This is a genomic window from Pseudomonas sp. B7 (assembly GCF_016735645.1).
In the GTDB taxonomy this organism is placed as follows: domain Bacteria; phylum Pseudomonadota; class Gammaproteobacteria; order Pseudomonadales; family Pseudomonadaceae; genus Aquipseudomonas; species Aquipseudomonas glycinae.
The window spans coordinates 82390-107507 of the sequence record NZ_JAERRE010000002.1 but is presented as its reverse complement, the minus strand read 5'-3'; the positions used below and the strand labels follow the sequence as shown (position 1 = coordinate 107507).

26 protein-coding genes are annotated in these 25118 nt (G+C 61.8%); 9 read left to right on the top strand and 17 right to left on the bottom strand.

From position 1 onward, the window contains the following. Positions 1-248 precede the first annotated feature (248 nt). The 5 genes from JKA62_RS05290 to JKA62_RS05270 all read right to left on the bottom strand — a co-directional run bounded on the left by JKA62_RS05290 (position 249) and on the right by JKA62_RS05270 (position 5790). Positions 249-1466, bottom strand: coding sequence for a multidrug effflux MFS transporter (locus JKA62_RS05290; RefSeq protein WP_201816653.1), 1218 nt, complete (start codon positions 1464-1466; stop codon positions 249-251). After that, positions 1459-2415: a diiron oxygenase gene (locus tag JKA62_RS05285; RefSeq protein ID WP_011336403.1), complete on the bottom strand. Its 957-nt coding sequence runs from the start codon at positions 2413-2415 to the stop codon at positions 1459-1461. Before JKA62_RS05285 ends, JKA62_RS05290 begins: the two co-directional genes overlap by 8 nt. Continuing rightward, complete coding sequence (locus tag JKA62_RS05280) at positions 2412-3485, bottom strand: SagB family peptide dehydrogenase (RefSeq protein ID WP_011336402.1); 1074 nt, start codon at positions 3483-3485, stop codon at positions 2412-2414. The genes JKA62_RS05285 and JKA62_RS05280 overlap by 4 nt, the downstream gene beginning before the upstream one ends. A 445-nt stretch (positions 3486-3930) precedes the next feature. After that, positions 3931-5127: a class I SAM-dependent rRNA methyltransferase gene (locus JKA62_RS05275; RefSeq protein ID WP_011336401.1), complete on the bottom strand. Its 1197-nt coding sequence runs from the start codon at positions 5125-5127 to the stop codon at positions 3931-3933. A 123-nt stretch (positions 5128-5250) separates the two neighbouring features. Beyond that, positions 5251-5790 carry a type 1 glutamine amidotransferase domain-containing protein gene (locus JKA62_RS05270; protein WP_201816650.1) on the bottom strand — a complete coding sequence of 180 codons (540 nt, stop codon included), beginning with the start codon at positions 5788-5790 and terminating at the stop codon, positions 5251-5253. A 227-nt stretch (positions 5791-6017) separates the two neighbouring features. On the opposite strand from JKA62_RS05270, the gene JKA62_RS05265 reads away from it, so the two are divergent. From JKA62_RS05265 to JKA62_RS05255, 3 genes are all read left to right on the top strand, one after another. Further along, complete coding sequence (locus tag JKA62_RS05265) at positions 6018-6830, top strand: HDOD domain-containing protein (protein ID WP_176247728.1); 813 nt, start codon at positions 6018-6020, stop codon at positions 6828-6830. A gap of 28 nt (positions 6831-6858) precedes the next feature. Then, a complete protein-coding gene (gene mutM, locus JKA62_RS05260) occupies positions 6859-7671 on the top strand; it encodes a bifunctional DNA-formamidopyrimidine glycosylase/DNA-(apurinic or apyrimidinic site) lyase (protein ID WP_201816647.1) in 813 nt (270 codons plus the stop codon). 69 nt (positions 7672-7740) lie between these two features. Continuing rightward, on the top strand, positions 7741-8064 hold the full coding sequence (locus tag JKA62_RS05255; RefSeq protein WP_011336397.1) for a hypothetical protein: 324 nt from the start codon (positions 7741-7743) through the stop codon (positions 8062-8064). 38 nt (positions 8065-8102) lie between these two features. Here JKA62_RS05255 and JKA62_RS05250 read toward each other — a convergent pair whose 3' ends face one another. The 5 genes from JKA62_RS05250 to JKA62_RS05230 form a co-directional block, all read right to left on the bottom strand. Beyond that, a complete protein-coding gene (locus tag JKA62_RS05250) occupies positions 8103-8354 on the bottom strand; it encodes a YfhL family 4Fe-4S dicluster ferredoxin (protein WP_003195146.1) in 252 nt (83 codons plus the stop codon). Between the two features lie 102 nt (positions 8355-8456). Further along, positions 8457-8936 (bottom strand): pantetheine-phosphate adenylyltransferase, encoded by a 480-nt coding sequence (gene coaD, locus JKA62_RS05245; protein ID WP_003229157.1) that lies wholly within the window; start codon positions 8934-8936, stop codon positions 8457-8459. Between the two features lie 115 nt (positions 8937-9051). After that, positions 9052-10647 carry a GMC family oxidoreductase gene (locus tag JKA62_RS05240; RefSeq protein ID WP_011336396.1) on the bottom strand — a complete coding sequence of 532 codons (1596 nt, stop codon included), beginning with the start codon at positions 10645-10647 and terminating at the stop codon, positions 9052-9054. A gap of 42 nt (positions 10648-10689) precedes the next feature. Then, positions 10690-11235, bottom strand: coding sequence for a hypothetical protein (locus tag JKA62_RS05235; protein ID WP_011336395.1), 546 nt, complete (start codon positions 11233-11235; stop codon positions 10690-10692). A gap of 24 nt (positions 11236-11259) precedes the next feature. Beyond that, the gene (locus JKA62_RS05230; protein WP_201816646.1) at positions 11260-12690 is read right to left on the bottom strand and encodes a coniferyl aldehyde dehydrogenase; all 1431 of its coding nucleotides are present in this window, start codon (positions 12688-12690) and stop codon (positions 11260-11262) included. 146 nt (positions 12691-12836) lie between these two features. On the opposite strand from JKA62_RS05230, the gene JKA62_RS05225 reads away from it, so the two are divergent. Beyond that, positions 12837-13508: a TetR/AcrR family transcriptional regulator gene (locus JKA62_RS05225; protein ID WP_039767914.1), complete on the top strand. Its 672-nt coding sequence runs from the start codon at positions 12837-12839 to the stop codon at positions 13506-13508. A 27-nt stretch (positions 13509-13535) separates the two neighbouring features. Next, positions 13536-14390: a sulfurtransferase gene (locus JKA62_RS05220; protein WP_011336392.1), complete on the top strand. Its 855-nt coding sequence runs from the start codon at positions 13536-13538 to the stop codon at positions 14388-14390. A gap of 4 nt (positions 14391-14394) precedes the next feature. On the opposite strand, the gene JKA62_RS05215 is transcribed toward JKA62_RS05220, so the two are convergent. The 6 genes from JKA62_RS05215 to JKA62_RS05190 all read right to left on the bottom strand — a co-directional run bounded on the left by JKA62_RS05215 (position 14395) and on the right by JKA62_RS05190 (position 20080). Next, entirely contained in the window at positions 14395-15225 is an 831-nt protein-coding gene (locus tag JKA62_RS05215) for an AraC family transcriptional regulator (RefSeq protein ID WP_011336391.1), read from the bottom strand. A gap of 3 nt (positions 15226-15228) precedes the next feature. After that, a complete protein-coding gene (locus tag JKA62_RS05210) occupies positions 15229-16227 on the bottom strand; it encodes a hydrolase (RefSeq protein WP_011336390.1) in 999 nt (332 codons plus the stop codon). Positions 16228-16290: 63 nt separating this feature from the next. Further along, positions 16291-16899, bottom strand: coding sequence for a 16S rRNA (guanine(966)-N(2))-methyltransferase RsmD (gene rsmD / locus JKA62_RS05205; RefSeq protein ID WP_011336389.1), 609 nt, complete (start codon positions 16897-16899; stop codon positions 16291-16293). Then, entirely contained in the window at positions 16899-18386 is a 1488-nt protein-coding gene (locus tag JKA62_RS05200) for a M16 family metallopeptidase (protein WP_011336388.1), read from the bottom strand. Before JKA62_RS05200 ends, rsmD begins: the two co-directional genes overlap by 1 nt. Next, complete coding sequence (locus JKA62_RS05195; protein WP_011336387.1) at positions 18379-19734, bottom strand: M16 family metallopeptidase; 1356 nt, start codon at positions 19732-19734, stop codon at positions 18379-18381. The genes JKA62_RS05200 and JKA62_RS05195 overlap by 8 nt, the downstream gene beginning before the upstream one ends. A gap of 151 nt (positions 19735-19885) precedes the next feature. Next, positions 19886-20080: a hypothetical protein gene (locus JKA62_RS05190; protein WP_080511029.1), complete on the bottom strand. Its 195-nt coding sequence runs from the start codon at positions 20078-20080 to the stop codon at positions 19886-19888. Between JKA62_RS05190 and ftsY the strand changes: the two genes are divergently transcribed. The 4 genes from ftsY (at position 20079) to rpoH (ending at position 24251) form a co-directional block, all read left to right on the top strand. Then, complete coding sequence (ftsY, locus tag JKA62_RS05185; protein ID WP_201816642.1) at positions 20079-21590, top strand: signal recognition particle-docking protein FtsY; 1512 nt, start codon at positions 20079-20081, stop codon at positions 21588-21590. The genes JKA62_RS05190 and ftsY overlap by 2 nt on opposite strands. Beyond that, positions 21587-22258: a cell division ATP-binding protein FtsE gene (gene ftsE / locus JKA62_RS05180; RefSeq protein ID WP_007953396.1), complete on the top strand. Its 672-nt coding sequence runs from the start codon at positions 21587-21589 to the stop codon at positions 22256-22258. Before ftsY ends, ftsE begins: the two co-directional genes overlap by 4 nt. Next, positions 22255-23280 (top strand): permease-like cell division protein FtsX, encoded by a 1026-nt coding sequence (gene ftsX, locus JKA62_RS05175; RefSeq protein WP_201816639.1) that lies wholly within the window; start codon positions 22255-22257, stop codon positions 23278-23280. The genes ftsE and ftsX overlap by 4 nt, the downstream gene beginning before the upstream one ends. 116 nt (positions 23281-23396) lie before the next feature. After that, positions 23397-24251 (top strand): RNA polymerase sigma factor RpoH, encoded by an 855-nt coding sequence (gene rpoH / locus JKA62_RS05170; RefSeq protein WP_007953393.1) that lies wholly within the window; start codon positions 23397-23399, stop codon positions 24249-24251. A gap of 70 nt (positions 24252-24321) precedes the next feature. Here the strand turns inward: rpoH and mtgA are convergent, their stop codons facing one another. After that, complete coding sequence (gene mtgA, locus JKA62_RS05165; RefSeq protein ID WP_007953390.1) at positions 24322-25044, bottom strand: monofunctional biosynthetic peptidoglycan transglycosylase; 723 nt, start codon at positions 25042-25044, stop codon at positions 24322-24324. Between the last annotated feature and the right edge of the window lie 74 nt (positions 25045-25118).

The window sequence follows — 25118 nt, the reverse complement described above, 5'->3', positions numbered from 1 at the left end:
TCCGGGCGGCTAATCAGGTATCAAAGGGGAGTGAGCTTCTATTGACGTCTGGAACACTCAGAAATGGCCGTGTGTCCTGATGTTGCCGATGACGTTGCGGGATCGCCGCTGGTCTCAGCCTGAGCTCATAAACCCGCCGGGGATGAATGGCGATGAATCTCGCGATTCTACACCGCTGGCGTCAGGAGGGAATGGCGCAAAGCGTTGTTCCAGTGCTGACGAAGCGTGCGGGATGACGACCGGCAGGATTAATCGCTGTCCGGTTGCCCCTCGAGATCGTTGCGCCGGCTGATCCGCGCGTTCATTGCCAGTGCCACCCCGCTGAGTATCACGAAGCTGTAGCCCAGCGTGGATTGCAGATTGGTCGGGCTCAGGCTGATCAAGGCACTGATCAAGCCGCCGCAGATGAAAATGATCGTGCTGCCGGCCGAGGCCGAGGTGCCGGCGTTTTCCGGAAACAGACTCATGGCCCGGGACGTGGCCGCCGGCCGGGCAATGGTGGTGGCGGCGGTGCAGATCAGCATCGGGATCAGCACGGTCGCCGGAGCCAGTGCAAAGTTCGACGCCAGGTACAGCATGGCCACGCCGGCGAACAGGATCAGGCTCAGGCCGACGACCATCTGCTGGCCGCTGTTGATACGCCTGCTCAGCACGCTGGCGAGGATGCCCCCGGTGACGTAAGCCGCACCGTAGATCAGCAGGATCAACGAAAATTCGTAAGCGGTCAGTTGCAGCCGATCCATGAAGATCAGCGGCGAGATCACGATGAATGAAAAGTGGCAGGCGAATGCAAACGCTGAAATCAGCCAGTAACCGACGAAGTCGAAATCTCCCAGAACCCGTCGATAGGCCGTGAGGAAGTTCGTACGTGTGCCGCTGGCGCTCGGTCGGGAGTTCTCCAGAAACATCCAGGCCTTGAGCAGCACTGCGGCTGATAATGCGATGAATACCCAGAAACTGCCGCGCCAGCCCAATGTCGCCTGAAGAAAGGTGCCAGCCAGCGGCGATACCGAGATGAAAATCCCGCCGGCGGTCACCATCAGGATCCTCAGGCGATCACGTTGCTCGCCTTCAAACAGGTCCTGCACCAGCGCCTGTGACAGCACGAAGCAACCGCACCCCAGCGCCTGCACCACCCGAAAAATCAGAAACAGCGAATAGTCCGAGGTCATCACGCACCCGAGGGCACCGAGTATGGAAACGCTCATGCCGGCGAGCAGCAGTCCCTTGCGTCCGATCACATCCGACAGCGGCCCGATCAGCAACTGGGCGAAGGCAATCCCGACCGCAAACAGGCTGACCGACAGGGCGATGTCCGCCGGGGTGCGGCGAAAGTGTTCGGCCAGGGCCGGGAACGAAGGCAGCAGGACATCCAAGGGAAAGACGCCGAGCAACACCATTGCCAGCAACAGACTGACAGCCCCGCGCCGCTGTCGTCGGGTCACCACAGATTGTCCGTCATCCATCGATCAGTCCTGCCCTGGCAAATAGTGTCTGGTTTTGAGGTTCGGTAAAAAATCCGGCTTTTTTCAATGCGCTCAATGTGGCGAGGCTGCCGGCCCGTGCCCGCTGCCGACGGGCTTGCGCCGTTGTCATCGTGCCGAGAATCTCCCTCACCGTCGTGTTTGCAATACCCGCGCCGCGGAGGCTTTCCTGGAGCCAGTGCTCATCCACGTCGAAGAAGATTTCCAGAATGTCGAGCAAGGTCGTCGCGGTAAACGTTCGCTGTCGCGGGTTCAGGTGCAACCAGAGGTAGTGGAACACTTCGGTGAAATAGCGGCTGTGGCGCGCTTCGTCGGTGAGGTGATCGCGCAACATGTCGTTGACGCCGGACACCAGGCTGTCGCGGCAGACATCCAGCAGTTCACGGGCAATGATGGTTTCCGAAACGAAACCCAGAAGAAAGCACGCCAGCGGACGTTGCTCCTGCCCGGTGCGTGCGATCAGCAGGTTCATCCGGGTGATCCGTCTGGGCATGACCGGGCGCCCGGCGATGGCGTAGAGGCTGGCGATCTGCTCCGCCACCTGACTGGAAAACAGGGCGTGATAGCCCTCGTCGGTGTAGAGCTGGAGCGCGGCGGTTTTCATCGGCGCCGGCACCGCGACCGGAAGCTCCCCATGCACGATGGTTTCGACGGCGCGATTGACGATCCGGTGTTCGAGCAACGTGGTGTAGTCGAGAAAATGCACCAGATGTCGGGCCGTGAGCCGATGCAGCATCGAACGGCCCGCTGCTTCAATAGACGGGTGGGCCAGATAGGGCAGGAACGCCGGCGGAAACCAGTGCCGGGTCTCCAGTTGTTCCTGCACGTTGTCCGGCAAGTGGTAATCGTGGGGGCTGGTGCGGACCGAGGCGCGGGTGTTCCAGTCGCTCAGGGTGAACTGAAAGACCGGCTTCGGGGCGAGGGCGCTCATGACTGTGCCTCACGCAGCAGGTCGCGCATTTCCTGACACATCGCTTGGCCATCGCTTTCCCCGCAACCGACGAAGAACAAGGGTTGTTCCGCACTGTTCTCGAGCTTCAGCAATGTTTCGACCTGCTCATCGGAAAACGCGCCCGTGAGCCAGGTGTTCATGCCTAGCGCGGTGGCCACCAGTTGAAACGTCTGCGAAAGGTGCCCGGCTTCGACGAACGCCATTCGATAGGCGCGCGAATGCGGGTATTTCCACCAGAGCCGGTCGAAGCGGGCGGTGATGAACAGGCCCAATGGCAGGTTGTTGATGAAGTGCTGGCCCCCCAGCAGATTGCCAAATTCGCTGTCGGGCAAGGGACTGATGAAGCTCAGGGCGTGTTCGGCAGGGTGGTAGACGTAGACGCCAGGCGCCAGTGCGTCGACGTTCTGCACCAGCACGAACCCGGCGCAGGCATTGAGGCCGCCTCCGGAAGGGCTGCTGCGTCGCGCTCCAAGTCCGTCGGCGATGCTGTCGTCGCGGTCGGCTGCGCGTTCTCGCAGGTAGCCGAGTGACAGGTAAAGCAAGGTGCCGACATCATCCAGCGAAACGGCGGCACCGGTGAAGGAGCGGCAGGTCTTTCGTCGGGTCAGTGAACTCAACAGGCTGTCGTCCTTCAGTGCCAGCGGTTCGGGCAGGGCGATGAGTGGGTTCGGACAGGTATCCGCAGGGATGTCGGCCGACGGTGGAGTGGCAAGCACTGTGTTGCAGTGCTCGAGGTATTGCCTGCACCATTCCTGAATGTTTCGGGGCGTGTGTTCGCACGGAATATTCCGAGTCCCGATATGGTAGATCCTGGACAGTTCATCCCAGCCCCAGACAGGTGTCGGAATTTTTGAAGAAGTCAGTATTCCGGCATTTAATAACTGTGTGTCTATTATGTTGCTGTTGTCATATAGGTCAGGGTCGTGGACAAGTTGCGCCAGTCGGGATGCATATTCAAGATCAAGTTCATGTTGAGTATGGTCTTTGTAATTCCAGACTATCTGGCCGGGCGTTCGTGGCAGTATGAATAAATAAGGGTTTATATGCATGTTGGGGCACGCTGCTCTGGATAGGTGCTTTGTCAGAGGCGCTGGGTAGCCGGCTATACCCAGCGCCCACCTTACTTAACGGGCTTTAGGTGCGACCAGAAAAGCCAGGTTTGCAAGGGTGCGGGATTCCAGAGTAATTGCTTTCATGATTGAACTCCTTGTTCATTGTTGCTTCGTGGTTAGTGGGTGTCACCTCCGTGGTGACGACTTAATAATAGTTTGTAATGGATTAATCGCAAGCAAATATTAAGTAGGAATTGTCCAGTAATTTTGTCGGAGTGATCTTTGGTGGGAATTGAGTTTGTAAGTTGAATTTCAGTAAATAAAGTATTCGCGGAAATATCCTGCACGTCTGCAGGACGATAAATGTAGGAAAGCAAAGTTCAGGACAAAAAGAAGGGGAGCCGTGGGCTCCCCTTTCGATAGCTTCAACGCCGTGCGTCTGTCAGCTGTTGGGCAGCAGGCGGCAGGTGATGCTCTTGATGTAGCGGGTTTCCGGGATGGCCGGGTGTACCGGGTGATCCGGGCCTTGGCCACCACGCTCCAGCAGCTGGATGTTGCGGTCCAGGTGACGGGCGCTGGTCAGCAGGATGTTCTGCAGGTCATCTTCCGGCAGGTGCATCGAGCACGAAGCGCTGAACAGGATGCCGTCCTTGTTGAGCAGGCGCATGGCTTGCTCGTTCAGGCGACGGTACGCGCCTTCACCGTTTTTCAGGTCTTTCTTGCGTTTGATGAACGCAGGCGGGTCGGCAACGATCACGTCGAAGCGCTCTTCGCTGGCCTTGAGTTCCTTCAGGGCTTCGAAGACGTCGCCTTCGATGCAGGTCATCTTGTCGGCGAAACCGTTCAGTGCGGCATTGCGCTCAACGCCGTCGAGGGCGAAACCCGATGCGTCGACACAGAACACTTCGCTGGCGCCGAATGCGGCGGCTTGCACGCCCCAGCCACCGATGTAGCTGTACAGGTCCAGCACGCGTTTGCCTTTGGCGTAAGGGGCCAGGCGGGCACGGTTCATGCGGTGGTCGTAGAACCAGCCGGTTTTCTGACCTTGAACCACCGGCGCTTCGAATTTCACGCCGTTCTCTTCCAGCGCCACCCACTCCGGCACCAGGCCGAAGACGGTTTCGGTGTAACGCTCGAGGCCTTCGGCATCGCGGGCGGCGGAGTCGTTCTTGAACAGGATGCCGCTTGGCTTGAGCACTTGGGTCAGCGCCGCGATCACGTCATCTTTATGCGCTTCCATGGTCGCCGAGGCGAGCTGCACCACGAGGATGTCGCCGAAACGATCGACCACCAGGCCCGGCAGCAGGTCGGAATCACCGTAGACCAGGCGATAGAACGGCTTGTCGAACAGACGCTCGCGCAGCGACAGGGCCACGTTCAGGCGATGCACCAGCAGCGACTTGTCCAGCGCCAGCTTGATGTCGCGCGACAGCAGGCGCGCGCAGATCAAGTTGTTCGGGCTCATGGCGACGATGCCCAGCGGCTTGCCGCCGGCGGCTTCGAGGACCGCCTGGTCGCCGGCCTTGAAGCCGTGCAACGGGGTCGCGGCCACGTCGATTTCGTTGCTGTAGATCCACAGGTGACCGGCGCGCAGGCGACGGTCGGCGTTGGCTTTGAGGCGCAAGCTAGGCAGGGACATGACGTCGCTCCGGAAAAAAGAGCGGGAGTATACCGTGTTGCGCCCTATGCCGGGTTTGGCGTGCGATGAAACGCGGCTGACCTCATCACGAGCGGGCCCGCCCCGTCTCCACGCGTTTATGCCCTATGCCGACAACGCGTCGATCAGCGCATTGCTGAACGCCGGAATATCGTCTGGTTGGCGGCTGCTGATCAGGTGTCTGTCTTTTACGACCTCCTGATCAACCCAGTTCGCCCCCGCGTTGACCAGATCGTCCTTGACGGTCTTGTAGCTGGTCATGGTCTTGCCATTGACCAGTCCTGCCGAAATCAGCAGCCAGCTGCCATGGCAGATCACTGCGATCGGTTTGCCGGCGGAGGCACCGGTCTTGACCAGATGCTGGGCGTCCTGGTCGATGCGGATGGTGTCAGAGTTCTGCACACCGCCCGGGAGCACCACGGCATCGTATTGATCGATGCTTGCGCCCTTGAAGGTCTGGTCGACCTTGAAGTCGTCCGCCGGTTTATCGTGATTCCAGCCTTTGACGCTGCCGGCTTCGGCAGAGAGGATGTCAACCTGCGCTCCGGCCTGCTCCAATGCCTGTTTGGGGCCAGTCAGTTCAACCTGCTCGAAACCATCGGTTACCAGAAAAGCGACGCGCTTGCCGCTGAGAGAAGTCGCCATCGTTAAGCTCCTGAGTCTGTTGGAATTACTGCCCGAGACCGATGCAGATCTGTTCCGGGCACTACAGATTCCGAAGGCTGGGGGAAAGTGAAAGTTCCTGCGAATTGCCCGCTGGTGTGTCGTCCGTCGGTTTTTAGAGGTTAGAATCGCCGCCTGTCCCAGAGTGTGTACTTATGTCCCAAGAGCTGACCACCGAACAGATTCAACAGTCCCTGCAAGGCATCAGCGTGCCCGCGCAGCCGCAGATCATGGTGGATCTGCAAATGGAGCAGTACATGCCCGACCCGGACCTGGAGACGATCGCCAAGCTGATCTCCCAGGATCCCGGCCTGTCCGGCTCGCTGCTGAAAATCGTCAATTCGCCCTATTACGGCCTGAGCAACAAGATCACCTCGATCAAGCGCGCGGTGAATCTGTTGGGCAGTCGCTCGATCATCAATCTGATCAACGCGATGTCGATCAAGGGTGAAATGAACGACGACACCATCGTCACCCTCAACCGTTTCTGGGACACCGCCCAGGACGTGGCCATGACCTGCCTGACCCTGGCCAAGCGCGTCGGCACCGAGGCCAGCGACGAGGCTTATGCCTTGGGTCTGTTCCACGACTGCGGCGTGCCGCTGATGCTTCAGCGTTTCCCGGATTACATGACGACGCTCGAAAAGGCCTACGCCAACGCGAGTGCCGAGCGCCGGGTCGTGGACACCGAGAACGACGTCTACAACACCAATCACTCGGTGGTCGGTTACTACACCGCGAAGTCCTGGCGCCTGCCGGAACACGTCAGCGCGGCCATCGCCAATCACCACAATGCCCTGGCGATCTTCAGCGATGAGACTTCGCGCAACAGTCAGATGAAAAACCTGCTGGCGATCCTGAAAATGGCCGAGCACATCTGCGCGTCCTACCGGGTACTGGGCAACCAGACCGAAGACTTCGAATGGCAGGCCGTCGGGCCGCTGGTGCTCGAATACATCGGCCTCTCGGATTACGACTTCGAAACGTTGAAGCAGACGATTCGCGAACTTGGCGCGCACTGATTTAAGAAGCTGATGATTCGAGGAACTGATGCCTGAACTGCCGGAAGTCGAAACCACCCGTCGCGGTATTGCTCCGCACCTGGAGGGCCAGCGCGTCAGCCGGGTGATCGTGCGTGACCGGCGGCTGCGCTGGCCGATTCCCGAAGACCTCGATGTGCGCCTGTCCGGGCAACGCATCGTGCTGGTTGAGCGGCGCGCCAAGTATCTGCTGATCAACGCCGAAGTCGGCACGCTGATCAGCCACTTGGGCATGTCGGGCAACCTTCGGCTGGTTGAGGTCGGGATTCCGGCGGCCAAGCATGAGCATGTCGATATCGAACTGGAGTCGGGCCTGGCCCTGCGCTACACCGATCCACGGCGCTTCGGGGCGATGCTCTGGAGCAACGACCCGCTCAATCACGAGTTGCTGATCCGCCTGGGTCCGGAGCCGTTGACCGATCTGTTCGATGGCGAGCGGTTGTATCAGCTGTCACGCGGGCGCTCGATGGCGGTCAAGCCGTTCATCATGGACAACGCGGTGGTGGTGGGGGTCGGCAATATCTACGCGACCGAGGCGCTGTTCGCCGCCGGTATCGATCCGCGGCGAGAGGCCAAGGGCATTTCCCGGGCGCGCTATCTGAAGCTGGCGATCGAGATCAAACGCATCCTCGCGGCGGCCATTGAGCGCGGCGGCACCACGTTGCGCGACTTCATTGGTGGCGACGGGCAGCCGGGGTATTTCCAGCAGGAGCTGTTTGTCTACGGTCGCGGTGGCGAGCACTGCAAGGTCTGCGGTACGGGCCTGCGGGAAATGAAGCTCGGCCAGCGCGCCAGCGTCTGGTGTCCGCGCTGCCAAAGCTGAGCAAGGCATCCGAAAAAGTCCTACGGTCTATAGTGAGTTGTCTCACTGTTCAGCCCGAAGGATCGTGCCATGAAGTCCTTGCAAACCCTCATCGTTGCACTGCTGCTGTGCTTGAGCCTGACCGTTCAGGCAACGGAAGGCGGCAGCGGTGATCCTCGTTACGCCATCCAGAATCCACCGGCCTACGCCATGCTCGGCGACCTGCTGATTGCCCGACCATTGCTGGTGGTGGCGACAGTGATCGGTGCCGGGGCTTTTGTCGTGTCGTTGCCATTCACAGCGCTGGGGGGCGGGATTGGCGATGCGGGGGAGGCACTGGTGGTGGCGCCGGCGAAAGCGGCGTTCGTGCGTTGCCTGGGCTGCACCGGAGAGGGATTCGAGCAGCGTGAATGACGCGATCGCAGCCGGGAGCTGCGATCGGATTCAGTGGCTCAAGCCTTGCCGGTGATCTTGCGGTACTTCTCCATCAACTGTTCTTCAGTCTCCGGATGGGCTTCGTCCAGTGGAATGCAATCCACCGGACAGACCTGCTGGCACTGCGGCTCGTCGTAGTGGCCGACGCATTGGGTGCACAGGTTCGGGTCGATCACGTAGATCTCTTCGCCTTGGGAGATGGCGGCGTTCGGGCACTCGGGTTCGCAGACGTCGCAGTTGATGCAATCGTCGGTGATGATCAGGGACATGCTAACTCCAGCCGGGGCGGGGAGCCCGGGCGCTATGAATCAATGCGCGCAATTGTGCCGCATTGGCGCCCGTAGTGCACGCGGGCGCCGTTTGAACGGTCGTTACTTCTTGAAGCGCAGGGTCAGGGCGTCGGCCACCGCCGGGTGGACGAACTTGCTGATGTCGCCGCCCAGGGCCGCGATTTCCCGCACCAGGGTCGAGGAAATGAACGAATAACGCTCGGACGGGGTGAGAAACAGGCTCTCCACATCCGGCGCCAACTGACGGTTCATGTTGGCCAGCTGGAATTCGTACTCGAAGTCCGACACCGCGCGCAGGCCACGGAGGAACACGTTGGCGTTCTGCTCTTTGGCAAAATGCGCCAGCAGCGTCGAGAAGCCGACCACTTCCACGTTCGGCAGGTGTTTGGTGACCTCGCGGGCCAGCTCGACCCGTTGTTCCAGCGGGAACAGCGGATTCTTTTTGGGGCTGGCGGCGACGGCGATGATCACATGGTCGAACAGGCGCGAGGCGCGTTCGACCAGATCGCCATGGCCCTTGGTAATAGGGTCGAAGGTACCTGGGTACAACACTCGATTCATCGCGTCGTCCTGGCGGGAATCCGTTGGGGAGTCGGATGGTATCGCAGCCGTCCCGGTGGGGAAAGTCGCCTGTTGGGTAAGAAAGCACTATAGACGATCAGAAATTTCGTCTTTTTCACGGTTTTCTCAACCGTTCGCCGAGGGATGTCGCCAGTTGCGCCGTCAGACCATACACCGACAACTGCGGGTTGGCGCCGATGCTGGTGGGGAACAGCGAGCCGTCATGAATCGACAGATTGCGCAGTTGATGATGGCGGCCGAGGCTGTCGGTGACGGCGGTTTTCGGGTCCTCGCCCATGGCGCAACCGCCCATGACGTGGGCGCTGCCCAGACGCGTGCGATACAACTCCAGACTCAGGCTGTCGATCAATGAGCGGGCCTCGGCCAGGCTGTTCACGTAACGTGCATCGGCGTGCATCGGCATCACCGCTTTGGCGCCGCCGGCGAACTGGATCTCGGCCATGCTGTGGAATGAGCGGCGCAGACCCTCCCAGGTGTAAGGCGACACCTGATAGTCGAGCACCGGCGAGCCGTCACCGCGCAGCTCGACACTGCCGCCCTGACTGTCCGGGTGAAAACCGTCGCGCAGCAGGGCCAGCATCGCGTGGGTGTGCGGCAGGTCCGCCATGTGTTGCGCGCTTTCCTGACCGAAACCGCCGAGCAACGTGGCGGCCAGCGCCGGGTGCAGCGGCGGCACTTCGAGTTTGTAGGCCATCGGGCCGGTGGTGCCGTCCTTCCACTGGAAATGGTCCGAGTAAATCGACTGCGGCGCACCGTAGAACGGGTTGATGACCTCGTCGAAACGCCCGGCGGACATGTTCACCAGATGCAGGAAGGTGCGCTTGCCCAGGCGTTTGTGCGGATCCGGTGCGTCCGAACGCATCAGCAGCGCCGGGCTGTTGATCCCGCCGCCGGCCAGCACGTAATGCCGTGCCTTGACGGTGATCGTGCGTCCAGTCGGCTCGACGCAACGTTCGTCCATCGCCACGCATTGCAGGCCGGTGACCTTGTCGCCGTTGATCAACAGCTTTTCGGCCCGGGCCAGATAAAGCAGCTCGCCACCCTTTTCCAGGGTTGCCGGAATGGTCGTGACCATCATCGATTGTTTGGCGTTGGTCGGGCAGCCCATGCCGCAGTAGCCGAGGTTCCAGCAGCCGCGCACGTTGCGCGGGATCACGTGCCAGCTGTAGCCGAGTTGTTCGCAGCCTTTGCGGATCACGTCGTTGTTGGCGTTGGGCGGCACCATCCACGGGGCGACGCCGAGGCGCTGCTCCATTTTTTCGAACCACGGCGCCATGTCGGCGGGGCTGTGGCCTTTGACGTTGTGCTCTTTGGCCCAGTGTTCGAGGGTCGGCTCGGGCGTGCGAAAACTCGATGTCCAGTTGATCAGCGTGGTGCCGCCGACCGCGCGGCCCTGAAGGATGGTGATCGCGCCGTCCTTGCTCATGCGGCCGATGCCTTCCTGATAGAGGCTGCTGTAGGCCTGGTCCTCCAGCAGTTTGAAATCGCTGCTGGTCTTGAGCGGACCTTCTTCGATCAGCAGCACCTTGTAGCCGGCGGCGCTGAGGATTTCCGCGGTGGTGCCGCCGCCGGCGCCGCTGCCGATGATGGCGACATCGGCTTCCAGGGTCAGGTCATCGGTGAGTTGCGCGCCGTTGTAGGTTTTCCAGCCACGGGCAAGGCCTTCGCGAAACGGGTCGGGTACGGGCATCGATCAGGTTCTCTTATTATTGTTTTGCGTGGGTCGCCAGGCTCAAACGGCGGGCGGGCCGGGGTAACCGCAATGGGCCCAGGATTCGGCGCGGGTGTACCAGGCCATCATCACCATTTGCAGCAATGAGCTGTGGCCCATGCGCAGCAGGCTCAGCGAGCTGTTTTCCCAGCGTTCGAGGAAATGGCGGATCGCCTCTGGGCTGGCGTTTTCCCAACTGCCCCAGATCCCGGTCAATGGTCCGCGCGTCACCGCCATGCCCAGCACATCGAACAGTTGCCGGGTGAGCTTGAGCATTTCCGGCGACAGGTGGTCGAGGCTGTAATCCAGCGACTTCAGGGTGCCATCGACAGCGGCGGGGATCTTTTCCACCGCGACCGCGCCCTCCAGCATCACTGGAATCAGTGCGCGCAGAAACAGCAGATCGCCGCTGCGCAGGGTGGTGAATCCATTGGCCGATACGCTCGACGAACAGCCGCTGAGACTGGCACCAAGGCCAGCGGTGGCGAGGAAAGCCGTGGCGCCCAGGCTGAATTTCAGCAGGCCGCGGCGCGACAGGGCAGGTGTTTCGGTCAGGCTTGGGTGCATTGTTGTTATTACCCGGCGGTGACGTTAGCGAATGAACAGTTTCTGGATCAGTTTCTGAATGGTTTTGCCGTAGGGCGGGTAGATCAGCTTCGCCGCGTTGAAGCGCTGTTTGACCAGCACGCCCTTGGCCTTGCTGAACGTCAGGAAACCTTCGTGCCCGTGGTAATGGCCCATGCCTGACGGGCCGATGCCGCCGAACGGCATGTCGTCCTGCGCCACGTGCAGCAGCGTGTCGTTGAGGCAGACGCCACCGGAATGGGTTTCGCTGAGCACGCGTTTCTGTTCGCGTTTGTCGTAGCCGAAGTAGTAAAGAGCCAGAGGACGTGGCCGCTGATTGATGTAAGCAAATGCCTGATCCAGATCCTGATACGGCACGATCGGCAGCAGCGGGCCGAAGATCTCGTCCTGCATCACCGTCATCTCGTCGCTGACATTCAGCAGCAGGCTGTGCGGCATGCGCCGGCCCTGGCCCTGGTCGAACAGCGGAATCAGCAGCGCGCCCTTGCTGGTGGCGTCGCTGAGGTAGTTGTTCAGTCGCGCCAGTTGGCGCTCGTTGATGATGGCGGTGTAGTCCGGGTTGTCGGCGAGCGTCGGATAAAACCCGCGCACCGCCTGGCGATAGGCTTCGACGAAACCGCCGATGCGCGCTTCCGGCACCAGCACGTAGTCCGGGGCCACGCAGGTCTGGCCGGCGTTGAGGGTCTTGCCGAAAGCGATGCGTTCGGCGGCGTCCTTGAGCGGCACGTCGTGGGAGACGATGGCCGGGGATTTGCCGCCCAGTTCCAGCGTCACCGGTGTCAGGTTTTCTGCCGCTGCCCGCATCACGTGCCTGCCGACGCTGGTGGAGCCGGTGAACAGCAGGTGGTCGAAGCGCATTTTCGAAAACGCCACGCCGACATCGGCCTCGCCGAGCACCACGCACACCAGGTCTTCGGGGAAGATCCGCGCCAGCAGTTCCTTGAGCAACAGGCCGGTGGCCGGGGTCGATTCGCTGAGTTTCAGCATCACCCGGTTGCCGGCCGCGAGCGCGCCGGTCAACGGGCCGATGGCCAGGAACAGCGGGTAGTTCCACGGCACGATGACGCCGACCACGCCCAGCGGCTGGTACACGACTTTCGCCGATGCCGGTTGGAAAGCGACGCCGACTTTGCGCCGCGAAGGTTTCATCCACTGGCTGATGTGCCGGCTGGCGTAGTGAATGCCGTGCAGGCTCGGCATCAGTTCGGCGAGCAGGGTTTCATCGGCGCTGCGGTGGCTGAAGTCGGAGCTGATGGCGTCGATCAGGGCCTGCCGTTCGCTGCTCAGCAAATCGCGCAGGGCCTTGAGCCATTGCTGGCGCTGGGTTGCAGGCGGCATCGGGTTGGCGGCGTAGGCGGCGCGCTGCGCGTTGAACAGCCGGTTGAGCTCTTCCAGCGGCTGTTGCAGCGTTTGCAGGTAGGCAATATCGGCAGTCATTGTCAGCTCCGTAGGTATTGTTATGACGAGCTTTTTAGAGTCAATGCTCTAGAAAGTCAAATGGCTTCCTTGCGCATCCTGGTTTTATCCCGTTCCGGTTAGGTCGTAAGATGCCCCCCAACGCACTCTGAATTAAAGCTCAAGCCATGGCCCCACGGATCAAAACCAGCGAGCGCATCGTGCAGAACAGCCTCGAGCTGTTCAATCAGCAGGGCGAGCGCAGCATCAGCACCAATCACATCGCCGCCCACATGGAGATTTCTCCGGGCAATCTGTACTACCACTTCCCCAACAAGCAGGCGATCATCGCCGTGCTGTTCAGTGAGTACGAAAGCCTGGTGGACAGCTTTCTGCGTCCTCCCCAGGGCCGTGCCGCGACGGTCGAAGACAAGCGCTTCTATCTCAAGGAGCTGCTGTCGGCGATGTGGCGCTACCGTTTCCTGCACCGCGATCTCGAGCATCTGCTCGACAGCGATCCTGAGCTGGCCGGGCGCTACCGGCGCTTCTCCCAGCGCTGCGTGATCCAGGGCGCGGCGATCTATGAAGGGTTCGTCGCCGCCGGCATCCTGAAAATGGACCGGGTGCAGATCGAATCCCTGACCCTCAACGCGTGGATCATCCTCACCTCGTGGGTACGCTTCCTGTGCACGACCCGGGAGAACTCCAATTACCTCAGTGAACAGGCCATCAAACGTGGCGTGTATCAGGTGCTGGTACTGGAAGCAGGGTTCGTCACCGAGCAGGCCCGCGATGAGGTCAACGCCTTGTTCGAAGAGTTCTACGTGCCGCTGGCCCAGGCCCTCGAAGAAAGACCGTAATTCCATTCCTCACTGGAGTCGTTCGCTATGCCGATTGCGCAACTGATCAGCCCGACCGCACTGGATGCCCGCAAGGCGCAACCGGGGCTGGTGATTCTCGATTGCCGTTTTGCCCTCGAAGACCCGGATTACGGCCAGCGCAGCTACGCCGAGGGGCACATTGCCGGGGCACATTTCGCCGATCTTGAACGCGACCTCAGCGGCCCGGTGACCAAGGGCGTGACCGGTCGCCATCCGCTGCCGGAGCCGGCGGCGCTGATCGAGCGCCTGCAAGCATTCGGCATCAACAATGACAGTGACGTGGTTCTGTATGACGACGGCCCGGGCGCCTATGCGGCGCGGGCCTGGTGGTTGCTGGCGTGGCTGGGCAAGCGCGACGGCGTGTTCATTCTCGATGGCGGGCTCAAGGCCTGGCATGCGGCGGGGCTGCCGTTGAGTCTTGATCCACCGTCAGCGGCCCGGGGCAGCTTCAGCGGCCAGCCGGACATGAGCCTGCTGCTCAGCGCCGAGCAATTGCAGCAGCGCCTCGGTCAGCCGGCCCTGACCCTGCTCGATGCCCGCGCCTTGCCGCGCTTCAAGGGCGAAGTGGAGCCGATCGACCCGATCGCCGGGCACATTCCCGGCGCGCAATGCGCGGCGTTTACCGACAACCTGGGCAGCGACGGGCGTTTCCTGCCGGCTGATCAGCTCAAACAGCGTTTCGCCGCGAAACTCGGCGAGCGTTCGCCGAGCGATCTGGTGGCTTACTGCGGCTCCGGGGTGACGGCGTGTCACAACCTGTTCGCCCTGTGCCTGGCGGGTTACCCGTTGGGTTCGCTGTATGCCGGATCGTGGAGCGAATGGATCAACGATCCTGCGCGCGGTATCGCTTCGGGCGAGTAATCGCTCAGCGATCCAGCCGCGCGCTGCGATAGGCCGCCGGCCCCACGCCATAAACCTGTTTGAATTGCCGGCTCAGATGGCTCTGGTCGGCAAATCCCAGCTGCGTGGCGACCTCCACCGGCAGGCAGCCGCTCTGCAGCAAGCCCCGCGCGCAGGCGATCCGCTGCTGCATCAGCCAACTGTGCGGCGGCATGCCGGTGGCGCGGCGGAACACCCGGGCGAAGTGGAAAGGCGAGAGATTCACCGCCGCCGCGAGTTCTTCCAGTGAAGGCGGCGCCGCCAGTTGCGCGTGCAGCAGCTCCTTGGCCATCGCTACCGCGCGGTGCTCTTTGCCGGGCTTGCCGTTGATCTGCACCGCCGCGTGACGCTGCAACAGCAGCATCATCATTTCCCGCCACACGGTTTGCTGTTGCAACGCGGTGGCGGGGCTTTCCAGCAAGCGATGCAACTGACAGAAACCGTTGACCAGATCCGGATCGCGATACAGCGTCGCACCGAAGGCCGGCATCGGTGCGGTCGGCAGTTCCAGTTCATTCAACAGCGCGACGATCTGCCCGGTGTCGGGGTAAAACGCCCGATATAGCCAGCCATCCTCGGTGCCCTTGTGGCCGTTATGCACTTCGTCCGGATTGATCAGCACCAGCGTACCGCTGCCCGCCAGGTGTTCGGCGCCGCGATAACGGTAGCGCTGGGCGCCGGCCATGATCATGCCGATCACATAACCGTCGTGGACGTGCGGGGCAAAACGATGCTCGATGTAGCGCGCGGTCAACAGCTCGACCCCGGCCAGAGGCGCGGCCTGCCAGAAACGGATCGACTCGCCCTGGTCGCTCATGACTCACTCGCGCCCCGCGTCGGCCAGCCACTGTGGAATCCGTCGCTCCAGGTAATAACCCGGCTGGCGGAGTGTGCCGTCGACGAAGCCGACATGCCCGCCCTTATTCTGCAATTCGAACTGGGTCGTGGCCGACAACTCATTGGCCGAAGGCAGGCTGTGGGGGAACACGAACGGGTCGTCGGCCGCCTGAATGATCAGGGTCGGCGTGCGAATCTCGCCGAGAAAGTAACGGCTCGACGCGCGGCGATAGTAATCCTCGGCATCGGCGAAACCGTGCAGAGGCGCGGTCACCCGGCCATCGAAATCCCAGAAGGTGCGCATGTTTTCCAGCGAGCCGAGGGCCGCCAGTGCAGCGAGACCATCCTCGCGGCCGTCGTGCTGGAACTGGCGCTGCTTGTTCTTGATGTAGGCGACCATCTCGCGCATGAAGTGCGCCTGATAGACCTTCGAGAAACCCTGGCCGATACGGTCGGCACATTGATCCAGGCGAAACGGCACCGACACCGCCACCGCACCGAGCACGCCGCTGGCGCTGCCGGTTTCCCCCAGATGCTTGAGCAGCACGTTGCCGCCGAGGGAATAGCCGACCGCATACAACGGCGCCAGTGGCCGCTTGGCCTTCAGGTGGCGGAGGGTTTCGGCGAGGTCTTCGCTGGCGCCGGAATGGTAGCTGCGCGGCAACAGGTTCGGCTCGCCGGAGCAGCCGCGCCAGTTCAGCGCAACACTGGCCCAGCCTTGCGCGGCGAGCGCTGCCTGGATTCCGGCCACGTAAGGCGAATTGGAAGAACCGGTCAGCCCGTGCAATACCAGCACCAATGGCGCCTCGGCACTGTGCGGGCCATACCAGTCCAGATCCAGAAAGTCGCCGTCGTCCAGCCACAGCCGTTCGCGCTGGCGATCAAGGTGCACGGTTTTACGCCACAGCGGCCCCCACAAGGTTTGCAGGTGCGGATTGCCGAGGCCGAAGGCGGGGATGAACGTTTTTGACGAAGGGGACACGATTGCTCTCGATGCAGCGCAGCGAGCCTCGGCTGAGACTCGCCGCTTTTTCAGGCCGGTCGGTTAACCGGCGATCACTGCCATACGTTGCCACAACGCGTAGTACACCCGCCCGGATTTCTGCTCGCGGTGCAGGCGCCAGTTGCCCGGCAGGCCGAGGGTCGATGGCGCGGTTTCGCTTTCAGTGTAGATCCACGAATCATCGGCCAGCCATTGGCGCTCTTCCAGCAGCGTGCACACCGCTGGCAGCAGGTTCTGGTTGAACGGGGGGTCGAGGAATACCAGATCGAACGCGGTTGCGGTCTGGGTTTCCAGGTAGCGCAGCGCGTCGGCGGTCTGCACCTGGCCGTTGGTGCAGCGCAGGGTGCCGAGGTGTTCTTTCAGGCTGGAGACCGCGACGTGGCTGGCATCCAGCGCCTGGCCCATGGCCGCGCCACGGGACAGCGCTTCGAGAAACAGCGCGCCGCTGCCGGCGAACGGGTCGAGTATCTTGGCCCCGGCAACGTACGGCGCGAGCCAGTTGAACAGGGTTTCACGCACCCGGTCCGGCGTCGGGCGCAGACCCGGCGCATCAGGGAAGCTCAGCTTTCGGCTGCGCCATTCGCCGCCGATGATGCGCAACTGGTTCACACCGTTGTGCAGTTTTTGTACAGGTTTCTTTGGACTGGCCATTAATGCTCCGGAACCCCGAGCGGCTGCTCGGCAGGTTTATCAGATGGGGCCGGTAACGGCTTTTGCGGCACGGTCGGGCCAGCGCTGACGATGACCAGTTTATCCGTGCTCAAGTGTTTGTTCAGAACGTCGCGAACCTGCTCGACCGTCAGGCTCTGGGACTGACGCATGAAGTCGTCCAGATAGCTCAGCGGCAGGTTGTAGAACCCCATGGCGCCGAGCTGACCGACGATATCGGCATTGCTCGCGGTGGACAGCGGGAAGCTGCCGGCCAGTTCGCGCTTGGCGTCGTCCAGTTCTTTCTGGGTCGGGCCGGTCTTGAGGTAGTCGGCGAGCACGTCCTGCACCAGTTTCAGGGTGCCTTCGCTCATTTCCGCGCGGGTCTGCAGGTTGATCATGAACGGGCCACGAGCCTGCATCGGGCTGAAGGCCGAATACACGCCGTAGGTCAGGCCGCGCTTCTCACGCACCTCGCTCATCAGCCGGGTGCCGAAACCGCCACCGCCGAGGATCTGGTTGCCCATCGACAGCGCGGCGTAGTCCGGGTCGTCACGGTCGATGCCCAGTTGCGCGATCATCAGGTTGGTCTGCTTCGACGGAAACTCGATGTGGCCGATGCCGGCTTTCGGCTCGGTCGGTTGCTCGACTTTCGCCAGCGCCGGGCCTTTTGGCAGCGCAGCGGACACCTGATTGGCAATCGCCTCGGCTTCGCTGCGGGACAGATCGCCGACCAGCGCAATCACCACGTTGCCGGCCGCATAGGCCTTGGCGTGGAACTCACGCAGTTGCGCCAGCGTGATCTTCGGTACGCTTTGCGCGTTGCCGTCGCTGGAATGGGCGTACGGGTGATCGCCGTACAGACGCTTCATCAGCTCGAGGCTGGCGAGTTTGCCGGGGTTCTGTTTCTGGTATTCGAAACCGGCGAGCATCTGGTTCTTGATGCGCGCGAAGGAATCGGCCGGGAAGGTCGGTTTGCCCACCACTTCCGAGAACAGTTTCAGCGCCGGCTCGCGTTTGTCGGCAGCGCTCAGACTGCGCAGCGACGCGATGGCCATGTCTTTATAGGCGCCGTTGCCGAAATCCGCGCCCAGGCCTTCGAAACCTTGAGCGATGGCACCGACATCCTTGCCCGCCACACCTTCGTTGAGCATGGCGTTGGTCAGCAGGGCCAGACCTGGCGCGTTGCCGTCCTGGCTGCTGCCGGCGGCAAAGATCAGGCGCATGTCGAACATCGGCAGTTCGCGAGCCTCGACGAACAGCACCTTGGCGCCTTCGGCGGTGTTCCAGGTCTGCACGTCGAGCTTGCGGCTGGCCGGGGCCTTGCCGTCGAGTTCGGCCAGCGATTGCAGCTTCTGGCTGGACTTGGCGTTATCCAGCGCTTCGCTGGCCTTGGTGTTGTCGCTCGGCACCAGATAGAACGCGGCGGAGCCGATGATGGCCACGGCGATCAGGCCGAGCAGCAGGCGTGGGGTTTTGCGCTCACTCATGAGTCGTCTCCAGTGGCAGGACGTGGGCGACGCTGAGACGTTCGCGGGTGAAATACAGCTTGGCGGCGTTCTGGATGTCTTGCGGGGTGACGCTTTCCAGGTCGGCCAGTTCGGTGTCCATCAGCTTCCACGACAGACCGACGGTCTCCAGCTGGCCGATGGCGGTGGCCTGGCTGGTGATCGAATCACGCTCGAAGACCAGACCGGCGATGACCTGCGCACGCACGCGTTCCAGTTCTTCGGCGGACGGTGCGCTGGTTTTCAGCTGCTCCAGCAGTTTCCACAGGCCGGCTTCCGCCTGGGCCATGGTCTTTTTCTTCTGGGTGTTCGGCGTGGCCGACAGGGTGAAAAGGCTGTCGCCGCGGGTGTAGGCGTCGTAGCTCGACGAACCGCCGGACACCAGTTCTTCGCCACGCTCCAGTTGGGTCGGGATGCGACCGCTGTAGCCGCCGTCCAGCAGCGCCGAAATCAGGCGCAAGGCGTTGACCGAACGTTTGTCTTCGGCGGTGGCGATGCTCGGGACGTTGAAACCAAGCATCAGGCTCGGCAGTTGAGTCTGCACGTGCAGGGTGATCTGGCGTTCACCCGGTTCGGCCAGTTCCAGCGGCTTTTTCGCCGGCGGCACGTCGCGTTTCGGGATCGGCCCGAAGTAGCGCTGGGCGAGGGTCTTCACCTCGTCCGGGGTCACGTCGCCGACCACCACCAGTGTGGCGTTGTTCGGCACGTACCAGGACTGATACCAGTGGCGCAGCTCTTCGACCTTCATCCGCTCAAGGTCGGCCATCCAGCCGATGGTCGGCGTGTGGTAACCGCTGGCCGGGTAGGCCATGGCCTTGTAGCGCTCGTAGGCCTTGGCCATCGGCTTGTCGTCGGTGCGCAGACGGCGCTCTTCCTTGATGACTTCGATTTCCTTGGCGAACTCGTCGGCCGGCAGGCGCAGGTTGGCCATGCGGTCGGCTTCCAGTTCGAAGGCCACGCCCAGACGGTCGCGGGCCAGCACCTGGTAATAAGCGGTGAAGTCGTCGCTGGTGAACGCGTTCTCTTCGGCGCCGAGGTCGCGCAGGATCAGCGAGGCTTCGCCGGGGCCGACTTTCTCGCTGCCCTTGAACATCATGTGCTCGAGGGCGTGGGACAGACCGGTCTGGCCCGGAGTTTCGTAGCTGGAGCCGACCTTGTACCAGACCTGCGACACTACCACCGGCGCGCGATGGTCTTCGCGCACGACGACCTTCAGGCCGTTGTCGAGGGTGAATTCGTGTGTCGGTTGCGGGTCGGCCGCCAGGGCCGAAAGGGGCAGGCAGACTGTGCTGAGCAGCAGGCCTGCGGCGCGGCGGGCTAGAGCATTCATTCGTTTTTAAACCTGTTGGGCTGCCCGCTTGGTCTTAGCGTCGGCGGGCGAGAGGGTGCTAGGATACTGATCCGTTTTACCGGCGACCACGCCTATCCGGTTTTGAAACCTGATCAGGTTGTATGGGTTTGCGGCAGAAGGCTTTGGTTTATCAGCTAAACTTCGCTTTTTCGCCGATTTTGCCGGCCAGTCCTTCATTAAAACGATTCCTTTGAGGTGCCGTTGGTGCCTCGACAAAATGTTGCGCGTGAACAAGCTGGGTGAAACACAGTCTGTTCTGCATCGAATATTTATTTGCCGGGGCGCCCCTGTGGCGCGTCGCTACCGTGAGATAGCCGTCCTCCATGTTTGGTTCCAACGACGACAAGAAGACCCCAGCTGCGGCTGGCGAGAAGAAAAGCCTGTTCGGATGGCTGCGCAAGAAACCGCAGGAACCCGTCGTCGAACAGCCGACTGCCATTCCTGAGCCGGCCCCAGCGCCTGCTCCCGTATTAGAAGAAGCGCCGGCACCGGTCGTGCTGCCGATCGCCGAGCCGGTGCTGCAACCGGTGGCCGAGGCCGAGCCAGAAGCGCCGGCTGCCGCCGAGTTGCCGCTGACCCCGGCCAGCGAACCGTGGCTGAAATTGCCGGTGGCGGAAGAGCCGGTGGCGCTGGTCGAAGAGGCCGCGCCGCACGTTACGCCGCCGATTCCTGCGCCGGTGGCGTTCACGCCAGAGCCTGTTCAGGCGCCGGTGGTGGAAGCTGCTCCTTTCATTCCAGAACCTGTGGTTGCCGCTCCGGTTGCTCCGATTGTCGAAGTGCCCGAGCCTGCACCTGCACCTGCACCTGCACCTGCACCTGCACCTGCACCTGCACCTGTCGCCGTAGCGACAGTGGAATCCCAGGTTGAAACCCAGGTCGAGGCTCCGCGTACCGAGGAAACCAAGGCCGGCTTCTTCGCCCGTCTCAAGCAGGGCCTGTCCAAGACCAGCGCCAGTATCGGCGAGGGCATGGCCAGCCTGTTCCTCGGCAAGAAAGCCATCGATGACGATCTGCTCGACGATCTCGAAACCCGCCTGCTGACGGCCGACGTTGGCGTCGAGGCGACTTCGGTGATCATCCAGCGCCTGACCCAGAAGGTCGCACGTAAAGAGCTGGCCGATTCCGACGCCCTGTACAAATCCCTGCAGGCCGAGCTGGCCGCAATGCTCAAACCGGTCGAGCAGCCGCTGAAGATCGCTTCCCGGAACAAGCCGTTCGTGATTCTGGTGGTCGGCGTCAACGGCGCCGGCAAGACCACCACCATCGGCAAACTGGCGAAGAAACTGCAGCTGGAAGGCAAGAAAGTCATGCTGGCCGCCGGTGATACCTTCCGTGCTGCGGCTGTCGAGCAGTTGCAGGTCTGGGGCGAGCGCAACAAGATTCCGGTAATCGCCCAGCACACGGGCGCGGACTCGGCTTCGGTGATCTTCGACGCCGTGCAGGCCGCCAAGGCTCGTGGCATCGACGTGCTGATCGCCGACACCGCCGGTCGTCTGCACACCAAAGACAACCTGATGGAAGAACTGAAAAAGGTTCGCCGGGTGATCGGCAAGCTCGACGCCGATGCGCCGCACGAAGTGCTGCTGGTGCTCGACGCCGGCACCGGCCAGAACGCCATCAACCAGGCCAAGCAATTCAACCAGACCGTCGAACTGACCGGCCTGGCGCTGACCAAGCTCGACGGCACCGCCAAGGGCGGGGTGATTTTCGCCCTGGCCAAGCAGTTCGGCCTGCCGATCCGCTATATCGGCGTCGGTGAAGGCATCGACGATCTGCGTACCTTTGAAGCCGAACCCTTTGTCCAGGCACTGTTTGCCGAGCGGGAGCGTTCATGATTCGTTTCGAACAGGTCGGTAAGCGCTACCCGAACGGTCACGTCGGCTTGCATGAGCTGAGCTTTCGAGTCCGTCGCGGCGAGTTCCTGTTTGTCACCGGCCACTCCGGTGCCGGTAAATCCACTCTGTTACGCCTGCTGCTGGCGATGGAACGTCCGACCAGTGGCAAGCTGCTGCTCGCCGGACAAGACCTGAGCACCATCAGCAATGCGCAGATTCCGTTCCTGCGTCGGCAGATCGGCGTGGTGTTCCAGAACCATCAACTGCTGTTCGATCGCACGGTGTTCAACAACGTCGCGCTGCCGTTGCAGATTCTCGGGCTGTCCAAGGTCGAAATCGCCAAGCGCGTCGATTCGGCGCTGGAGCGTGTGGCGCTGTCGGACAAGGCCGAGCTGTATCCGGGCGACCTGTCCACCGGACAGCAACAGCGCGTCGGCATTGCCCGTGCCATCGTTCACCGTCCGGCCCTGCTGTTGGCGGACGAACCGACCGGTAACCTCGACCCGCGTCTGGCGGCCGAGATCATGGGCGTGTTCGAAGACATCAACCGTCTGGGCACCAGCGTGCTGATCGCCAGTCACGACTTGGCGCTGATTGCGCGCATGCGCCATCGCATGCTGACCCTGCAACGCGGCCGATTGATCGGCGACGGGGAGGCCGGCGTATGAGTGCAACACGCAGTCCGAAGGTTTCCGAGCGCGTGGCCCCGAAGGCCGCCGATCCGCAACCGCCAAAGAAGAAAAAGCACGACGATGACGACGGCCCTGATTTCGCCACGTTGTTCCGTGCATGGATCGAAAGCCATCGCGCCAGCTGGGTCGACAGTCTGCGTCGTCTCGGCAAACAGCCGATCGGCAGCTTCTTCACCTGCATGGTGATGGCCGTTGCGCTGAGTCTGCCGATGGGCCTTTCGCTGTTGCTGAGCAACGTCGAGCGCCTGGGCGGCTCGTGGCAGCGCGCGGCGCAGATCTCGCTGTACCTGGAGCTCGAGGCGACTCCGGCTCAGGGCGAAGCATTGCGCGACCAGATCAAGGGCATGCCGGGCGTAGCTGATGCTGAATATGTCGGCCGCGACCAGGCGCTGGAAGAGTTCCAGCAGCAGTCCGGCCTGGGCGAAGCCCTGCGCGAACTGCCGGAAAACCCGCTGCCGGGCGTGGTGCTGGTGACGCCGAACGAGGTCGACAAGTCGACCCTGGAAGCATTAAGACAAAAACTTTCCGAGCTGCCCAAGGTACAACAGGCGCAACTTGATCTAGTCTGGGTCGAGCGTCTGGCCGCCATCCTCAAGCTCGGCGACCGTTTCGTGTTCGGTCTGACGGTGTTGCTGGTTTCCGCATTACTTTTGGTGATAGGCAATACCATTCGTCTTCATATTGAAAACCGCCGCACCGAGATAGAAGTGATTAAACTCGTTGGCGGCACCGACAGTTATGTGCGTCGTCCCTTCCTTTATATGGGCGCGCTGTATGGCTTCGGTGCGGGGCTGCTGTCCTGGGGTGTTTTGGCGTTCGGCCTGAGCTGGCTGAACGACGCGGTGGTCGGGCTGGCCGGCTTGTACGGCAGTGATTTCGCACTGGCCGGCGTGCCAGTTGCCGACGGTCTGTCGCTCTTGCTTGGCGCGGTGCTGTTGGGTTATATCGGTGCATGGATTGCAGTCGCACGTCATCTCAGGGAGCTGGCGCCGAAGTAGAATCTTTTTTTGCGCGTGATTGACCTTTCAGTGGTTAAGGAAACTTTCATTTGAGTTTCCGGTCAATTTTTCGCAATGCTGAAAAGCATGAGTATGTAAGTCGGAGGTTTTTCCGTATGTCCAATTCTTTGCAACCTGCGTATGCATTGGTTCCAGGCGCAAACCTGGAAGCCTACGTGCACACCGTCAACAGCATTCCATTGCTGACGCCGGAGCAGGAGCGTGAACTGGCCGAGAGTCTCTACTATGAGCAGGATCTGGGGGCGGCTCGGCAGATGGTGCTCGCCCACCTGCGGTTTGTCGTACACATCGCCCGTAGCTATTCCGGCTACGGTCTGGCTCAGGCTGACCTGATCCAGGAAGGTAACGTCGGCCTGATGAAGGCCGTGAAGCGTTTCAACCCGGAAATGGGCGTGCGTCTGGTGTCCTTCGCGGTGCACTGGATCAAGGCCGAGATTCACGAGTTCATCCTGCGCAACTGGCGGATCGTGAAAGTCGCGACCACCAAGGCCCAGCGCAAGCTGTTCTTCAACCTGCGCAGCCAGAAGAAACGTCTGGCCTGGCTGAACAACGAGGAAGTCCACCGTGTGGCGGAAAGCCTCGGCGTCGAGCCGCGTGAAGTGCGTGAGATGGAAAGTCGCCTGACCGGCCATGACATGGCCTTCGACCCGGCTGCGGAAGCGGACGACGACAGTGCTTTCCAGTCGCCGGCCAACTACCTGGAAGACCACCGGTACGACCCGGCGCGTCAACTGGAAGACGCCGACTGGAGCGACAACTCCAATCACAACCTGCACGAAGCGCTGGAAGTGCTGGACGAACGCAGCCGCGACATCCTCTACCAGCGCTGGCTGGCAGAAGAGAAAGCCACGCTGCACGACCTGGCGCAGAAGTACAACGTCTCGGCCGAGCGGATCCGTCAGCTCGAGAAGAGTGCGATGAACAAGCTCAAGTTGTCGATTGCCGCATAACCGGTAGTCCGGCAATAAAAAACGCCCCGATCAGTGATGATCGGGGCGTTTTTGTTTGCCTGTCAGAACGTCATTGGGCCCAGGGCGCCCGACGTGAATCATTGAGTGTCAGCAGGTAGCTGTCGCCACCCAGCTGGCTCATCTGCTGGCGAATCCAGCCGGCCCGGCGCGACACGTAAGCGGTCGGATGACTGGCGCTCCAGACCCGGGGATTCGGCAGCACAGCCGCCAGATAACTCGCCTGCTGCCGGGACAGCGACCTGGCGCCTACGCCAAAGTGATGCCTTGCCGCCGCTTCGGCGCCGAACACACCGTCATCCCACTCGACGCTGTTCAGGTACACCTCGAGAATCCGCTGTTTGGGCCAGAACACTTCGATCAGCGCGGTAAACCAGGCCTCCAGGCCCTTGCGCAGATAACTGCGGCCGGACCACAAGAACAGGTTCTTCGACACTTGTTGGCTCAAGGTGCTGGCGCCACGGATCGAGCCGCCGAGTTCGTTGTGGGCCAGTGCTGCCTTGATCGCGCTCAGGTCAAAACCCCAGTGCTCGGGGAATTTCTGGTCTTCGCCGGCAATCACCGCGACCTTCAGGTCATCGGAGATCTCGTCCCAAGGCTTCCAGGTGCGTTGCAGATCGATCGGCTCGCCGTCGACCCAGGATTCGATCTTGCGCTCGACCATCAGCGCCGTGCCCGGTGGCGGCACGAAACGAAACACCAACACCAGCAATACGCTGCCGCCCGCGAACCAGAGCAGGGCCTTCGTGAAACGACGGAGAAATAAACGCAGCATAGAGATGGCTTGGCCGAACCGGTTGAGCGGGCCATTATACAGACCCTGCCGATCGAGTCTGACTGGAGTTCTAC

Coding starts and splice junctions, on each gene's coding strand:
- JKA62_RS05290 (WP_201816653.1), bottom strand. CDS start 1,466: ATGGATGACGGACAATCTGTGGTGACCCGACGACAGCGGCGCGGGGCT.
- JKA62_RS05285 (WP_011336403.1), bottom strand. CDS start 2,415: ATGAGCGCCCTCGCCCCGAAGCCGGTCTTTCAGTTCACCCTGAGCGAC.
- JKA62_RS05280 (WP_011336402.1), bottom strand. CDS start 3,485: ATGCATATAAACCCTTATTTATTCATACTGCCACGAACGCCCGGCCAG.
- JKA62_RS05275 (WP_011336401.1), bottom strand. CDS start 5,127: ATGTCCCTGCCTAGCTTGCGCCTCAAAGCCAACGCCGACCGTCGCCTG.
- JKA62_RS05270 (WP_201816650.1), bottom strand. CDS start 5,790: ATGGCGACTTCTCTCAGCGGCAAGCGCGTCGCTTTTCTGGTAACCGAT.
- mutM (WP_201816647.1), top strand. CDS start 6,859: ATGCCTGAACTGCCGGAAGTCGAAACCACCCGTCGCGGTATTGCTCCG.
- JKA62_RS05255 (WP_011336397.1), top strand. CDS start 7,741: ATGAAGTCCTTGCAAACCCTCATCGTTGCACTGCTGCTGTGCTTGAGC.
- JKA62_RS05250 (WP_003195146.1), bottom strand. CDS start 8,354: ATGTCCCTGATCATCACCGACGATTGCATCAACTGCGACGTCTGCGAA.
- coaD (WP_003229157.1), bottom strand. CDS start 8,936: ATGAATCGAGTGTTGTACCCAGGTACCTTCGACCCTATTACCAAGGGC.
- JKA62_RS05240 (WP_011336396.1), bottom strand. CDS start 10,647: ATGCCCGTACCCGACCCGTTTCGCGAAGGCCTTGCCCGTGGCTGGAAA.
- JKA62_RS05235 (WP_011336395.1), bottom strand. CDS start 11,235: ATGCACCCAAGCCTGACCGAAACACCTGCCCTGTCGCGCCGCGGCCTG.
- JKA62_RS05230 (WP_201816646.1), bottom strand. CDS start 12,690: ATGACTGCCGATATTGCCTACCTGCAAACGCTGCAACAGCCGCTGGAA.
- JKA62_RS05225 (WP_039767914.1), top strand. CDS start 12,837: ATGGCCCCACGGATCAAAACCAGCGAGCGCATCGTGCAGAACAGCCTC.
- JKA62_RS05220 (WP_011336392.1), top strand. CDS start 13,536: ATGCCGATTGCGCAACTGATCAGCCCGACCGCACTGGATGCCCGCAAG.
- JKA62_RS05215 (WP_011336391.1), bottom strand. CDS start 15,225: ATGAGCGACCAGGGCGAGTCGATCCGTTTCTGGCAGGCCGCGCCTCTG.
- rsmD (WP_011336389.1), bottom strand. CDS start 16,899: ATGGCCAGTCCAAAGAAACCTGTACAAAAACTGCACAACGGTGTGAAC.
- JKA62_RS05200 (WP_011336388.1), bottom strand. CDS start 18,386: ATGAGTGAGCGCAAAACCCCACGCCTGCTGCTCGGCCTGATCGCCGTG.
- JKA62_RS05195 (WP_011336387.1), bottom strand. CDS start 19,734: ATGAATGCTCTAGCCCGCCGCGCCGCAGGCCTGCTGCTCAGCACAGTC.
- ftsY (WP_201816642.1), top strand. CDS start 20,079: ATGTTTGGTTCCAACGACGACAAGAAGACCCCAGCTGCGGCTGGCGAG.
- JKA62_RS05190 (WP_080511029.1), bottom strand. CDS start 20,080: ATGGAGGACGGCTATCTCACGGTAGCGACGCGCCACAGGGGCGCCCCG.
- ftsE (WP_007953396.1), top strand. CDS start 21,587: ATGATTCGTTTCGAACAGGTCGGTAAGCGCTACCCGAACGGTCACGTC.
- ftsX (WP_201816639.1), top strand. CDS start 22,255: ATGAGTGCAACACGCAGTCCGAAGGTTTCCGAGCGCGTGGCCCCGAAG.
- rpoH (WP_007953393.1), top strand. CDS start 23,397: ATGTCCAATTCTTTGCAACCTGCGTATGCATTGGTTCCAGGCGCAAAC.
- mtgA (WP_007953390.1), bottom strand. CDS start 25,044: ATGCTGCGTTTATTTCTCCGTCGTTTCACGAAGGCCCTGCTCTGGTTC.